Source organism: Pseudomonas sp. Leaf58 (genome assembly GCF_003627215.1).
Taxonomy (GTDB): Bacteria; Pseudomonadota; Gammaproteobacteria; order Pseudomonadales; family Pseudomonadaceae; genus Aquipseudomonas.
On the sequence record NZ_CP032677.1, the window covers coordinates 5,076,048 to 5,090,146 of the forward strand.

At 62.9% G+C, this 14,099-nt stretch carries 11 protein-coding genes; 1 reads left to right on the forward strand and 10 read right to left on the reverse strand.

The genetic code is table 11. The features are described 5' to 3' along the window. Positions 1-186 precede the first annotated feature (186 nt). From DV532_RS23495 to pilM, 7 genes are all read right to left on the reverse strand, one after another. Complete coding sequence (locus DV532_RS23495; protein ID WP_056794378.1) at positions 187-1,809, reverse strand: SPOR domain-containing protein; 1,623 nt, start codon at positions 1,807-1,809, stop codon at positions 187-189. Positions 1,810-1,824: 15 nt separating this feature from the next. Beyond that, the gene (aroB, locus tag DV532_RS23500) at positions 1,825-2,922 is read right to left on the reverse strand and encodes a 3-dehydroquinate synthase (protein WP_056794377.1); all 1,098 of its coding nucleotides are present in this window, start codon (positions 2,920-2,922) and stop codon (positions 1,825-1,827) included. Between the two features lie 97 nt (positions 2,923-3,019). Further along, entirely contained in the window at positions 3,020-3,538 is a 519-nt protein-coding gene (aroK, locus tag DV532_RS23505; RefSeq protein WP_056794375.1) for a shikimate kinase AroK, read from the reverse strand. 4 nt (positions 3,539-3,542) lie between these two features. Further along, positions 3,543-4,811 carry a type IV pilus secretin PilQ gene (locus tag DV532_RS23510; protein WP_082476757.1) on the reverse strand — a complete coding sequence of 423 codons (1,269 nt, stop codon included), beginning with the start codon at positions 4,809-4,811 and terminating at the stop codon, positions 3,543-3,545. Continuing rightward, a complete protein-coding gene (locus tag DV532_RS23515; RefSeq protein WP_056794370.1) occupies positions 4,735-5,751 on the reverse strand; it encodes a pilus assembly protein PilP in 1,017 nt (338 codons plus the stop codon). Before DV532_RS23515 ends, DV532_RS23510 begins: the two co-directional genes overlap by 77 nt. Beyond that, entirely contained in the window at positions 5,748-6,284 is a 537-nt protein-coding gene (locus DV532_RS23520; protein WP_056794368.1) for a PilN domain-containing protein, read from the reverse strand. Before DV532_RS23520 ends, DV532_RS23515 begins: the two co-directional genes overlap by 4 nt. Next, complete coding sequence (pilM, locus tag DV532_RS23525) at positions 6,281-7,153, reverse strand: type IV pilus biogenesis protein PilM (protein WP_056794367.1); 873 nt, start codon at positions 7,151-7,153, stop codon at positions 6,281-6,283. The genes DV532_RS23520 and pilM overlap by 4 nt, the downstream gene beginning before the upstream one ends. Before the next feature lie 216 nt (positions 7,154-7,369). Between pilM and DV532_RS23530 the strand changes: the two genes are divergently transcribed. Then, on the forward strand, positions 7,370-9,823 hold the full coding sequence (locus DV532_RS23530; protein ID WP_056794364.1) for a penicillin-binding protein 1A: 2,454 nt from the start codon (positions 7,370-7,372) through the stop codon (positions 9,821-9,823). 1,669 nt (positions 9,824-11,492) lie between these two features. On the opposite strand, the gene DV532_RS23535 is transcribed toward DV532_RS23530, so the two are convergent. The 3 genes from DV532_RS23535 to rpmE all read right to left on the reverse strand — a co-directional run bounded on the left by DV532_RS23535 (position 11,493) and on the right by rpmE (position 13,979). Then, the gene (locus tag DV532_RS23535) at positions 11,493-12,761 is read right to left on the reverse strand and encodes a malic enzyme-like NAD(P)-binding protein (RefSeq protein ID WP_056794363.1); all 1,269 of its coding nucleotides are present in this window, start codon (positions 12,759-12,761) and stop codon (positions 11,493-11,495) included. A 184-nt stretch (positions 12,762-12,945) separates the two neighbouring features. Then, the gene (locus DV532_RS23540) at positions 12,946-13,761 is read right to left on the reverse strand and encodes a thermonuclease family protein (protein WP_056794361.1); all 816 of its coding nucleotides are present in this window, start codon (positions 13,759-13,761) and stop codon (positions 12,946-12,948) included. A 2-nt stretch (positions 13,762-13,763) separates the two neighbouring features. Then, a complete protein-coding gene (rpmE, locus tag DV532_RS23545) occupies positions 13,764-13,979 on the reverse strand; it encodes a 50S ribosomal protein L31 (RefSeq protein ID WP_056794359.1) in 216 nt (71 codons plus the stop codon). Positions 13,980-14,099 lie beyond the last annotated feature (120 nt).

Below are 14,099 nucleotides of genomic sequence, written 5' to 3' on the forward strand. Positions count from 1 at the left end.
TTTTTGCGCCGTGCGCCGTGATAGCGGCGTGGCTGGAGTCTGAAGCGTTTCAGCCATGACTGCAAGTGAGGCTTGTGGCCGGCAGTCTGGGACAGAAAAGCCTGCCGCGTTCAAACGCAGCAGGCTAGACGAAAAGTCAGGATTCGCTCAGCAACTGGGCGGCGGGGTGGTGCCGCCCGGTAGGGATCAGCGGGCCGTAGCCAGCTCTTGTTGGACGCTGCCGACGGTACGTGGCCAAGGTTTACCAGCCTGGACCTGCGCTGGCAAGTTCTTGATTGCTGCAACCGCTGCGTCGCGGTTGGCGAAGTTGCCGTAAGTGACAACGTACAGCGGCTTGCCCTGCAGGTTTTTCTTGAAGTAGCGATAGTCGCCACCCTGGGCCTTGACGAACGCCTGGGCCGAGGCCTCGGAGCTGGTACCCAGTATCTGCACCACATAATTGCCCGGCTTTTGCCCGCTGTACCAGCCGCTGTTGCCGTTGCCGTTGCCGGCAGCCGCTGGCTTGTCGGCCGGCTTGGTGGCCGGCTTGGCCATGGCGACCTGAGTTGGCGCGGGCGCAGGCTTGGCGGGTGCAACCGGTTTGGCGGGCTGGGTTGCGACCGGTTTTGGCGCAGGCGCAACCGGGCGCGGCGGTACCGGCTGGGGCGACCCAATGGCGACAGGCTGAGCCGGCGCGGGTGCCGGGCCGGCCGGCACTCCTTGCGGCGGCGCGATGGTGGTCACGGTGGGCGGCGGGTTGCCAGGCTGCAGGGCGGTATTGCCAGCAGGGCTACCCTCCTCACCTTCGCCCATGCCCGCAGCTTGTGCCAGCGGCTCACGCATCACCGGCTGCGACTGACCGACCAGCGGCAGCGGCATAGGTTGGGACGAGCCGGAAAACTCGATGGCAGCGCCAGACTGGCCCTCACCCAATGGCAGTTGCGCTTGGGCCGGCGCTTCAGCCGGTGCCTTGTCGCCTTTCTTGGGCATGAGGACCGCGGCAGCAACAGCGACCACGACGACAGCGGACAACGCGAGCACATGTTTTTTAGGCATCTTGAACCCCATGGATGGTCGTTTGGCCGTCGAGCGGCTGGCGATCATGGCTTCGATCAAAGTGTCACGGGCGACCTGGTTGATGTTGCCAGGCCAACCGTCGGAGTTTTCGTGGATATCGACGATCTGTTCACGGCTGAACACCTCGATGCCCCGGCCAGCACCTTCCAGGCGCTGTTCCAGGTACTCGCGGGTCTCTTCCTCACTGTAGGGGGCAAGCTCGATGATGTGGAAGCGTTCTTCCTCGACATTGAGCTCATCCAGCCCGGCAATCAGCGACGGTTCGCCGAACAGGAACACATGCGGGCGCCCTTCGGGAACCCCCGCCGCCAACTCCAGCAACGCTTGGAGTGCCGACTCGTCGAGTTGTTCCGCATCGTCCACGAGCAAATACACTTCCTGGCCGGTCAGTGCCAGTTGCACCACTTTGGACAGGATCGCCTGCATTTCGGCCTGTGCTACATCCAGGGTCTGGGCGACCTGGCCGAGCACACTGGCCGCATCGCTGGCACCGCGGGCAGATACCACAACGCTCTGCACCGCCTGCTTGTTGGTGCTGGCTACCAGGGCCTGTCGCAGCAGCGTCTTACCGCTGCCCAGCGGGCCGCTGACAACCAGCATCATCTGGCTGTAGCGCGCCAGGTGGTGCAACTGGCCAAGCACAGGCTTGCGCTGGGCCGGGAAGAACTTGAAGCCCGGTACGCGAGGGGCGAACGGGTCGTGGCTCAACTGGTAATGGTCGAGAAAGGCCTCATCGGCATGCAAACTGGTCATTGCGCTGTCACAACCTCAAAGCTGGGCCACGATCGCGCGGTAATCCGCCGACAGCGTGGCCTGTAAAATCTCTTTCGGATAGTCGTCGGTCACTACGGCTTCGCCCATCTGGCGCAGCAGCACCAGACGCAGGCGGCCGTCGAGCACCTTCTTGTCGACCGCCATGTGCTCCATGAAATGCGCCGGGGTCATTTCCTGTGGTGGCACCACCGGCAAACCTGCGTCCTGCAACAGGCGAATTCCGCGATCGCGCTCGGCCTGGTCGATCCAGCCAAGGCGCATGGACATCTCCAGGGCCATCACCGTGCCCGCCGCCACGGCTTCGCCGTGCAGCCACACGCCATAGCCCATATGGGTTTCGATGGCATGGCCGAAGGTATGCCCCAGGTTCAGCGTGGCCCGCACACCGGACTCTCGCTCGTCAGCGCCGACCACTGCAGCCTTCGCCGCACAGGAGCGGCGGATAGCTTCGGTCAGGGCTACCGAGTCGAGGGTGCGCAGCGCCTGCATATTGTCCTCGAGCCAGGCGAGGAACGGTTTGTCGCAGATCAGGCCGTACTTGATCACTTCGGCCAAGCCCGCAGACAGCTCGCGCGCTGGCAGGGTCTTGAGGCTGGTGGTATCGATCAGCACCGCATTGGGCTGGTAGAAGGCACCGACCATGTTTTTGCCCAGCGGGTGGTTGATGCCGGTCTTGCCGCCCACCGAGGAGTCGACCTGAGACAGCAGGGTGGTCGGTACCTGGATAAAGTCGACACCACGCTGGTAGCAGGCGGCAGCAAAGCCGGCCATGTCACCGATTACGCCGCCACCCAGGGCGACCACGGTAGTACGGCGGTCATGCCGGGCCTTGAGCAGGCCATCGAAGATCAGTTGCAGGGTTTCCCAGTTCTTGTAGGCTTCGCCGTCGGGCAACACCACCGGCAGCACCGAGTAGGCACCCAGGGTCTTGCTCAGGCGTTCAAGATACAGCGGCGCGACGGTCTCGTTGGAAACGATGGCAACCTGCCGCCCGGCGATATGCGGCGCCAGCAGTTCAGGCTGGTCCAGCAGCCCTTCGCCAATGTAGATCGGGTAGCTACGCTCGCCCAGGTCGACCTTTAGTGTCTGCATGTATCCCCACAATGTACTTGGGCGCGGCGCCGTTCAGGCGACCCACGCGGTAACGTTGAACCTCGCCTCGGCGCTGGGGGCCGAGAATAGACCCGGGTTAACGGGGCGGCAACTGCTGCAAACGCTCGAGAATATCGATCACCACCATGCGTGGCGGCCGCTCGTCGGTTTCCACTACCAGGTCGGCGATCTCGCGGTAGAGCGGGTCGCGGGTTTCCAGCAGCGCGCGCAAGGTCGCCTCGGGGTTGGCGGTGCGCAGCAGGGGGCGATTGCGGTCGCGCGCGGTGCGGCCAACCTGCTGCTCCACCGAAGCATGCAGGTAGATTACCCGGCCGCCCTGGTGCAGAGCCTGGCGGTTGGCTTCGCGCATCACCGCGCCACCACCGGTCGCCAGGACTACGCCGTCGAGTGAGCAAAGCTCGGCGATCATCGCCTGCTCGCGGTCACGGAAACCCGGCTCGCCTTCCTTGTCGAAAATCCACGGAATGTTGGCGCCGCATCTCAGTTCAATTTCCTTGTCGGAATCTTTGAACAGCAGGCGCAGCTCTTTGGCCAATAGGCGTCCTATGGTGCTTTTACCAGCACCCATGGGCCCCACAAGTATCAAATTTCGCACAGAATCAACGACTCACAGCAATCGCCTGGTCACTCATGATACGCGGAGTCAGGAAGACCAGCAGCTCGGATTTTTTCTCTTGTAATGCATCGCGTCGAAACAGCCGCCCAACATACGGCAGATCGCCGAAAAATGGCACCTTGTCGACCACATTGTTTTGCGAAGTCGAGTAGACGCCACCGATAACGATCGTTTCGCCGTCAGCCACGCGAACCTTGGCATTGACCTCGTTCTTGCGAATCGGCGGTACGTTGTTCAAGGCATTGACGTAGTCCGGCTCGTCCTTGGTCACCCTGACGGTCATGATCACCTTGTTGTCCGGGGTGATTTGCGGGGTCACCTCCAGCGACAACGAGGCCTCGCGGAACGACACCGAGGTAGCGCCACTCTGGCTGGTTTCCTGGTACGGCACCTCGGTGCCCTTGAGTATCCTGGCCGTTTCCTTGTTAGCCGTGACCACCTTGGGTTGCGAGATGATCTCGCCGTTGCCGCTCTTTTCCATGGCGCTGAGCTCAAGGTCAAGTAACACCCCGCCGCGCAGCAAGCCCAGGCCGATGCTGCTGCCAGCCCGCTCCACCCCGAGGTCGACGAACACGTCCTTGCCCAGTTGTGCGCTTTCAGCGTACAGAGGCCCACCCCAGCGTACCCCCAGGCTCTTTTCGTAATCGACATTGGCTTCGACGATGCGCGCCTCGATCGCCACCTGGCGTACCGGTACATCAAGCTGCGCCACCAATTGCCGCAGCTCGGCAAGGCGCTCGACAGGCTGGTACACCACCAAGGTATTGGTGCGCTCATCGACACTCAGGCTACCCCGCCCAGTAAGAATGCCGTCATCCGCCAGGCTTGCCATCAGTAACTCCGCCAACTCGGCGGCCTTGGCGTGGTGGATGGCCACCAGCTCCCGTTGCAACGGTTGCAACTGCGCATCCAGCACCTGCCCTACGCGGGTATCGAACGATTGTGCGGCAAGCTCGGCCGCAGGCGCCACCAGCAACACATTGCCTTCCTGACGCTGGGCCAGGCCCTTGCTGCGCAACACCAGGTCAAGGGCCTGGTCCCACGGCACATCCTGCAAACGCAAGGTGACATTGCCCTGCACGGCGTCGCTAGCAACCAAATTGACGCCGGTATAGTCGGCCAGCACCTGCAACACCGAACGCACCTCCACATCCTGAAAGTTCAACGACAGTGGCTCACCCTGATAAGGCGCCGCCGACGCCAATTGCATCGACAGCAGGGGCGCCAGGCCCCACTTCATCACTGTTTTCATCATGGTCCGGGGCCTCCTTGCCCAGGCGCTTTGCGAGGGTGATGAACGCCGTACGTTCGTGCCATACCCCCGCCATGAACAACCGCTCGCGTACCTCGACCTGATGTTGGTCGACTTGCGTTATAACGCCCTGATCACGCCCCACCCGGTCACCTGGGCGCACGCGATAAAGCCTGCCAGCCGCCATCAGCAGTGCTTCGTGCACTACCCCGCGCGACAGGCTGCCGACCATTTCCAACTGCGCCAAAGGCACGCTGCCCAGCCCGGCGCCCGACAGCCGTAACCCCCGCGGGGCAAACGGGTCGAGCGTCGGCGTAAGCAGTGCAGCCCTGGCCGGTACCCGTGCTAGCACTGCGGGCGCAGGCAAAGGGGCAGACGCCTGGTAGGTATCGACCTGCAGCTGCAAGCGCAACAACCCAGGCCGGCCCTCGACCGCCACCAGGTTCATATCACCGCTGCGCAGCACTCGGGCCTGGCCCAACCAGTCATCCAACCACTGCAGCAACGCGGTGTAATGCCCCACCAGCTGCAGCGCCAGCGGTATTTTGTTGAATCCGGCGTGTGACTCGCCTTCATGCACATCGAGCCGCTCAATGAGCAAACCATGCGCATGCCCCAAGGCCGTCAGGCGGTCGAGCAGGTCGCTCATGCTCTCCCCGGCGGCCAGGTGCCAGCGCGCCTCCTGCAACCGTTGCCCGGCGACGGCTTCAGCCGCCTGCAGCTGCGCCAGCTCGGCCAACTGCGCGGTGCTGGCTACCTGCTGTTCGTGCAAATCGTCATGCCGAGCCTCCTCGTGCGCTTGCGCCTGCCAAACTGCCGGCAGGCGTACCGCGCAGCCCAAGCCAAACAACGCCACCGCCACCAGCACGGGTGCTGCCCGCCTGAATCGGCTGGAGCCTTCGGCAGCCGCCAGCCAGGCGAAGGCCGATACAGCACTCACGACCAGAACGCCGAGACACGCGCAGAGAGCAAAAACTCATCGCCGCTCGGCAGGCTCTTGATGTGCTTTAGCTCCAGATCCAGCAGCACACTCGAGCGGCCCAGGTCGCGCATGAATTGCGCAACTACGGCACCGGACGCGGCCAGCCCAGTCACCTGTAAGCGGCCGTTTTCAAGGCTGAGTTCGCGCAGTTGAACACCCACGGGCAACGCAACCTCAAGGTCCGCGAACACCCCGACCAACACTCCCTGATGGCTGCGCAAGCCCTCCAGCGCTGCGGCACGGGCGAGGAGCGTTTCGTGCTGCGCACGTAGATCGGCCAGCGGCTGCAGTTGCGCGCGCAGCAGGCCAAGGGCTACCTGGCGCTGGTTATTGGCCAGCGCCAGTTGCTGCCCGCGCTGGCGGGCCAACTGGTCGACCAGTGTCACTGCCACCAGGGCCAGCACCGCGCTGATGACCAGTTGCCTGCGAAAGCGCCGGAGCGCGGCCTGGCGCTGCCGTTCGCGCCAGGGCAACAAGTTCAGTCGCATCATGGCTGCAACCCTCCCAGTGCCAAGGCGCAAGCCAGAATCATCGTGCCATCGACGGGCTCAGGACCCGTAAGGCCGGGCAAGTGCCGGCACGGCACGTTCAGCAAGCGCTGCAGCTCGTCCGTGTCGATCGGTGAACTACCAGCAACCCACATGCTCGCAGGCAGGTGCTCGCCGCCAAGCACCGTGTGCAAGCGCTCGGGCAAGCCCCCCATTGTCTTCGCTCCCGCCGCTTGCAGCTCACGGCGCTGGCAACTCCGACCCGGCGGCCAGTCGTAAAGGGTCGCGCCGTGCGCTTCGACACGTAGCAGTGCCGCCCCCTCGAGGCTACCCTGGGGCAGCAGGCGGCGTAGGGCAATGCTGTCGACCTCCACAACCTCCAGTTGCAAGCCGGCATCCTCGACGACAGCTGCGAGTGGCGCCAGCGCACTTTGCCGGCATGCCGCCACCATCACCTCGGCACAGCCTGGTTGCACAAGGGAGGGTCCCATGACCTGAAAGTCCAGGGCCAGGTCCTCCAGCGGAAACGGAAACAGCCGTTCAGCGTCGGCGAGCAGTTGTGCTTCCATTTCTGCCTCACCGTGCTCAACCGGCAGGTGGCACAACTTGCAGATGACCTGCTCGGCCGGCAGCGCTAGCGCTACACGGCGCTGCCTGAGGCCACTGCGATGGCAAACACGCTGCAAAGCAGCCGCCACAACGGCAGGTTCTGCCGCCCAATCACAGCCTGGCGTCAATTCGAATCGCTCTTGCGCCCAGGCCACCACTCCGCAGCGCCGGTTGCGCCGCTGCAGTTGCACAATACGTACAGCGTCGGGGGCAATCTCCACCCCCACCAGTGAACCGACATCCTTGCCGAAGCGTCCTAGCATCGCGGCTTCCTTGCTGCCTGTCGCAGCGGGTTATCGTTGCGGCCGTCGTAGCCGCCTGTCGCAACCCCGCGCCAACACTAGGCCGCACCGACCGTTCAAGGCGACGGACAGCCTGGCCGGTAACCCGGAGAGACGAAAAAATGCTTATAATGCCCAGCGTTTTTTGGTCCGCCGGACCTGCGTGCAATCCACTCCCAACCTGGACACCGAAAAGCCTTGATACGTCTGCTGAAGTTCTTCTGGTGGTCTTCCGTCGCAGTCATCTGCGCGCTCGTACTCGGTGTGAGCGGTGCGTTTCTGTATCTTAGCCCTAGCCTGCCCTCGGTCGAGTCACTCAGAAGCATCCAGTTGCAGATCCCCCTCAGGGTGTACAGCAGCGACGGCAAGCTGATTGCCGAATTCGGCGAAATGCGTCGCTCGCCGATCCGCTTCGCGGAAATTCCCCCACAGTTCATCCAGGCGCTTCTGTCCGCAGAGGACGACAATTTCCTCAACCACTACGGTGTCGACCCCAGCAGCCTGATGCGCGCCGCGACCCAGCTGGTGAAAACCGGGCATATCCAGACCGGCGGCAGCACCATCACCATGCAGGTGGCGAAAAACTTCTTCCTCACCAGCGAGCGCAGCTTTTCGCGCAAGACCAACGAAATTCTGCTGGCCCTGCAGATCGAGCGCGAGCTGACCAAGGACGAGATCCTCGAGCTGTACGTGAACAAGATCTACCTGGGCAACCGCGCCTACGGCATCGACGCCGCTGCGCAGGTGTATTACGGCAAGTCGATCCGCGACGTGAGCCTGGCACAAATGGCGATGATCGCCGGCCTGCCAAAGGCACCTTCGCGCTTTAACCCGCTGGCCAACCCGGTGCGCGCCAAGGAGCGCCGCGACTGGATCCTCGGCCGCATGTACAAGCTGGGCAAGATCGACGAAGCCAGCTACCAGGCAGCCCTGGCCGAGCCGCTCAACGCCAGCTACCACGTGCCCACGCCTGAAGTGAATGCCCCTTACATCGCCGAGATGGCCCGCGCCGAAATGGTCGGCCGCTACGGCAGCGACGCTTACACCGAAGGCTTCCGGGTTACTACCACGGTGCCCAGCGACATGCAGGAAATGGCCAACAAGGCCATCCTCAATGGCCTCTCAGACTACGACGAACGCCACGGCTACCGCGGCCCAGAGGCACGCTTCCCGGGCCGCACCCAGGCAGCCTGGCTGCAGGAACTGAGCAAGCAGCGCACCCTGGGTGGCCTGGAGCCCGCCATCGTCACCCAGGTCGATAAGACCGACCTCAAGGTGCTGACCCGGAGTGGACAGGAAGAACTAGTCGCCTGGGACACCATGAAGTGGGCGCGCCCATTCATCAACAGCAATGCCCAAGGCCGTGCGCCACAGTCACCGGCCGACGTGGCCCAGGTCGGTGACCTGGTGCGCGTGCAGCGCCTGGCCGATGGCAAGCTCAAGTTCAGCCAGGTGCCTGGCGCGCAAAGTGCGCTGGTCACCCTCGACCCTTACAACGGTGCCATCCGCGCGTTGGTCGGCGGCTTCTCGTTCGAGCAGAGCAACTACAACCGCGCCATGCAGGCCAAGCGCCAGCCGGGCTCCAGCTTCAAACCGTTCATCTACAGCGCCGCCCTGGACAGTGGCTATACCGCCTCCAGCTTGGTCAACGATGCGCCGATAGTCTTCGTCGACGAGTCGGTAGACAAAGTATGGCGGCCGAAGAACGACACCAACACCTTCCTCGGCCCGATACGCATGCGCGAGGCGCTGTACAAGTCGCGTAACCTGGTGTCGATCCGCCTGCTGCAGGCCATGGGTGTGGACCGCACCATCGACTACATCGCCAAGTTCGGCTTCAACAAGCAGGACCTGCCGCGCAACCTGTCGCTGGCACTGGGCACCGCCACCCTGACCCCAATGGAAATCGCCACCGGCTGGAGCACCTTTGCCAACGGCGGCTACAAGATCACCCCGTACCTGATCGAGCGTATCGAGAGCCGTAGCGGCGAGACGCTGTTCACCGCCAACCCGGCCCGCACACCGCAAGGTGCCCAAGACCAGGCAGGCCTGGCCGCCCCTGAGCAGCCAATCAGCACCGCAGCCATGCCAGGCGAGGCCCCTTCGGCCTTCAGCCAGATGGCCGCTGCACCGCAGGCGCCGGCTATGGCTGAACAGATCATCGACGGGCGTACTACCTACATTCTCACGAGCATGCTGCAGGACGTGATCAAACGCGGTACCGGCCGCCGGGCGCTGGCCCTGGGCCGCACCGACCTGGCAGGCAAGACCGGTACCACCAACGAGTCCAAGGACGCCTGGTTCTCCGGTTACAACGCCGACTACGTGACCACCGTGTGGGTCGGCTTCGACCAGCCGGAAACCCTGGGCCGGCGCGAGTACGGCGGCACGGCGGCGCTGCCGATCTGGATGAGCTTCATGGGTGCCGCCCTGAAGGACAAGCCGAACCACGCACCGGCTGAGCCTGAGGGCATCCTAAGCCTGCGCGTCGACCCGGTCAGCGGCCGGGCCGCCTCGCCGGGCACGCCGAATGCCTACTTCGAGCTGTTCAAGGCCGAAGACTCGCCGCCGTCGGTGGACGAACTGGGCACTGGCGCAGCACCGGGCAGCCCGCTGCCGGCGGATGAAGCGGCGCCGATGGATCTGTTCTGAGGCAGGGTGCCTGGCTAGGTGCCCGACTCTGGTTTTGCGTGGGCGCGTAAATCGAGCGCCGCCCGCGCGGCGCTTCGCGGGGCAAGCCCGCTCCCACATTTGTTGCAACGTGGCCATGCCTGTGAGGGCATGGTTGTCAGCCTTGTTGGCATGACTGGATTTCGAGGTGGGCATTTGATGCCGCCCCACCTGCCTCAAGACCTGTACCAAGGCAGGCAACCATGGCCTCACAGGTTCGGCACGTTGCAACAAATGTGGGAGCGGGCTTGCCCCGCGAAGCGCCGCGCGGGCGGCGCTCGATCTCATAGGCGCCAACAATATTGTGACAAGCACCTGGCAGCCCTGACACATCCCCATCGCCCACAAAAAAGCCCCGGCTCTCACGCTTCGCGGGGCAAGCCCGCTCCCACATTTGTTGCAACGTGCCCATGCCTGTGAGGGCATGGTTGTCAGCCTTGTTGGCATGACTGGATTTCGAGGTGGGCATTTGTTGCCGCCCCACCTGCCTCAAGACCTGTACCAAGGCAGGCAACCATGGCCTCACAGGTTCGGCACGTTGCAACAAATGTGGGAGCGGGCTTGCCCCGCGAAGCGCCGCGCGGGCGGCGCTCGATCTCATAGGCGCCAACAATATTGTGACAAGCACCTGGCAGCCCTGACACATCCCCATCGCCCACAAAAAAGCCCCGGCTCTCACGCTTCGCGGGGCAAGCCCGCTCCCACATTTGTTGCAACGTGCCCATGCCTGTGAGGGCATGGTTGTCAGCCTTGTTGGCATGACTGGATTTCGAGGTGGGCATTTGTTGCCGCCCCACCTGCCTCAAGACCTGTACCAAGGCAGGCAACCATGGCCTCACAGGTTCGGCACGTTGCAACAAATGTGGGAGCGGGCTTGCCCCGCGAAGCGCCGCGCGGGCGGCGCTCGATCTCATAGGCGCCAACAATATTGTGACAAGCACCTGGCAGCCCTGACACATCCCCATCGCCCACAAAAAAGCCCCGGCTCTCACGCTTCGCGGGGCAAGCCCGCTCCCACATTTGTTGCAACGTGGCCATGCCTGTGAGGCCATGGTTGTCAGCCTTGTTGGCATGACTGGATTTCGAGGTGGGCATTGATGCCGCCCCACCTGCCTCAAGACCTGTACCAAGGCAGGCAACCATGGCCTCACAGGTTCGGCACGTTGCAACAAATGTGGGAGCGGGCTTGCCCCGCGAAGCGCCGCGCGGGCGGCGCTCGATCTCATAGGCGCCAACAATATTGTGACAAGCACCTGGCAGCCCTGACACATCCCCATCGCCCACAAAAAAGCCCCGGCTCTCACGCTTCGCGGGGCAAGCCCGCTCCCACATTTGTTGCAACGTGGCCATGCCTGTGAGGCCATGGTTGTCAGCCTTGTTGGCATGACTGGATTTCGAGGTGGGCATTGATGCCGCCCCACCTGCCTCAAGACCTGTACCAAGGCAGGCAACCATGGCCTCACAGGTTCGGCACGTTGCAACAAATGTGGGAGCGGGCTTGCCCCGCGAAGCGCCGCGCGGGCGGCGCTCGATCTCATAGGCGCCAACAATATTGTGACAAGCACCTGGCAGCCCTGACACATCCCCATCGCCCACAAAAAAGCCCCGGCTCTCACGAACCGGGGCTTTTTCATGACAGCTACAACAGCAATCAGCCGTTGAACACGTCATCCACGCTGGTCAGCGGGTAGTGCTTCGGATACGGCAGGGTAGCCACGCCGGATTCGATGGCGGCCTTGGCCACTGCGTCGGAAACGACGGTGATCAGGCGTGCGTCCAGCGGCTTCGGAATGATGTACTCGCGGCCGAATTCCAAGGCCTGAACGCCGTAAGCATCGCAGACTTCCTTCGGTACTGGCAGCTTGGCCAGGTCTTTCAGGGCGATGGCGGCGGCGATCTTCATTTCTTCGTTGATGCGCTTGGCGCGAACGTCCAGGGCACCACGGAAGATGAACGGGAAGCCCAGTACGTTGTTGACCTGGTTCGGGTAGTCGGAGCGACCGGTAGCCATGATCACGTCGTTACGAGTGGCGTGTGCCAGCTCTGGCGAGATTTCCGGATCAGGGTTCGAGCAGGCGAACACGATCGGGTTGGCAGCCATCGACTTCAAGCCTTCAGCGCTCAGCAGGTTCGGGCCCGACAGGCCTACGAACACGTCGGCACCGTCAAGGGCGTCAGCCAGGGTGCGCTTGTCGGTAGCGTGAGCGAACTGGGCCTTGTACTGGTTCAGATCGTCACGGCCAGCGTGGATCACGCCGCTGCGGTCGATCATATAGATGTTCTCGACCTGAGCACCCATGCTCACCAGCAGCTTCATGCAGGAGATGGCGGCAGCGCCAGCACCCAGGCAAACGATCTTGGCTTCTTCCAGCTTCTTGCCGGCGATTTCCAGGGCGTTGATCATGCCGGCCGCGGTGACGATAGCGGTACCGTGCTGGTCATCGTGGAACACCGGGATGTCGCACTGTTCGATCAGGGTACGTTCGATTTCAAAGCACTCAGGTGCCTTGATGTCTTCGAGGTTGATACCACCGAAAGTGATCGAGATGCGGCGAACGGTGTCGATGAACGCTTGTGGGCTTTCCGATTCGACTTCGATGTCGAACACGTCGATACCGGCAAAACGCTTGAACAGAACACCCTTGCCTTCCATGACCGGCTTGGAAGCCAGTGGGCCGAGGTCACCCAGACCGAGGATGGCGGTGCCATCGGAAATCACCGCAACCAGGTTGCCTTTGCCGGTGTATTTGTAAGCCAGCTCTGGATCACGGCCAATTTCGCGCACGGGCTCTGCAACACCTGGGCTGTAGGCCAGGGCGAGGTCACGGGCGGTGGCAGTGGGCTTGGAGAGCTCGACGCTCAGTTTCCCCGGACGAGGTTGAGCGTGATATTCGAGAGCGGCGGTTTTCAGGTCTGACATGGTGGGCATTCCGCTATTTACTGTTCTGACGGACCGCCGAGGATACGCAAAGAGCCGGGGAGCCACAAGACTGGTCGGTCACTTGTGTCAAGGCCTTTAGCCTACGACTTTACGCTATAACCCACGGGGGCATACGGCTAACAGTGTGTACAATCCGATAGCGAAATGTCTACATCTTTTAGCCTTAAATACGCTGCAACATACTTGGATCGGTCAATGGCAACACCCAGCGCCGCTGCCCGGGCTTGAGGCCGCCCTTGCGGGACCGATCCAGCACCCAGCCGCGCGCTTCAACCTGGCGTCCCTTGAGGTTATCGAAGAAGCTGGTAGGGAAGTTGCGTTGTAGACGAGCGGGAACCTGCAGCACTACGGCACTGTCCAGGGTTAGCCAAACCCCGCCACGGTTGCGTTCCACACCTTCGATACGGCCAGCGATAACCGCAAAACCGGACTGCCTCACCTCGCCCGCTCGCAGCACCGGCGAACGCCGCCACAGCCCCCGACCGGCCTGGCGCGCCGCCTGCTCGGCGAGCTGTTGGCAGCCGCTGAGGCGCACATTGGGGGCGACCGCTACGCGATAGCCCAAGCCCTCGCCGAGCAGTTGTGCTTCCAGATTGTCGCCACTGCGACTGTAGATATGCGCCAACGTGCGGCCGTATTTGTCCTTGGCATCAATGCCAGGCACCAGCCCGACACGCCCGTCACTGGCTTTGACCAACGCCTGCAGGCGCCGCTTGGCGGCCTCCGCATAGGGCTCGCTGGTGCGCCCATTGCGGCCGATTTCCGGGGCATTGATGCCAATCAGCCGCACACTGCGGCCGTCGACCAGGCGCAAGGTATCGCCATCCACCACCTGCCGCACCGCTACCTGCTGCGGCCTGTCCGGCAGCGGGCAGAATGCCAGGGCTGGGAAATGCCAGATGACGCCCATAAAAAAAGCGCCCACAAGGGGCGCCTTTTTTTGCAGCAATGCGAAACCCGAGGGGCTCGCCATGCGCATGATTACTTCTTGGTACCGAACATACCGAAGCGATCGGCGAACTTCTGTACGCGACCACCGGTGTCCAACACTTTCTGCTTACCGGTGTAGAACGGGTGGCACAGGTTGCAAACGTCGATCGACAGGGTGTTGCCCAGGGTCGAACGGGTTTCGAACTTGTTGCCGCAGCTGCAGGTGACTGCAACTACTTCGTAGTTCGGGTGGATACCTTCTTTCATGGTCACTTCCTCGAGCTGCGTGCCGCCACCCAACACCTATTGTTGAATACCGCACGTAATTAGGCGGCGAATAATACCAGAGCACGGCGCCAGTGCAAGTTGTCGCTTGCACCGACCGTC

Bases quoted from the DNA above. Each gene is read 5' to 3' on its own strand.
- pilM (WP_056794367.1), bottom strand. From the start codon at position 7,153: ATGCTAGGACGCTTCGGCAAGGATGTCGGTTCACTGGTGGGGGTGGAG.
- DV532_RS23535 (WP_056794363.1), bottom strand. From the start codon at position 12,761: ATGTCAGACCTGAAAACCGCCGCTCTCGAATATCACGCTCAACCTCGT.
- DV532_RS23495 (WP_056794378.1), bottom strand. From the start codon at position 1,809: ATGACCAGTTTGCATGCCGATGAGGCCTTTCTCGACCATTACCAGTTG.
- DV532_RS23520 (WP_056794368.1), bottom strand. From the start codon at position 6,284: ATGATGCGACTGAACTTGTTGCCCTGGCGCGAACGGCAGCGCCAGGCC.
- DV532_RS23540 (WP_056794361.1), bottom strand. From the start codon at position 13,761: ATGCGCATGGCGAGCCCCTCGGGTTTCGCATTGCTGCAAAAAAAGGCG.
- aroB (WP_056794377.1), bottom strand. From the start codon at position 2,922: ATGCAGACACTAAAGGTCGACCTGGGCGAGCGTAGCTACCCGATCTAC.
- DV532_RS23510 (WP_082476757.1), bottom strand. From the start codon at position 4,811: ATGAAAACAGTGATGAAGTGGGGCCTGGCGCCCCTGCTGTCGATGCAA.
- rpmE (WP_056794359.1), bottom strand. From the start codon at position 13,979: ATGAAAGAAGGTATCCACCCGAACTACGAAGTAGTTGCAGTCACCTGC.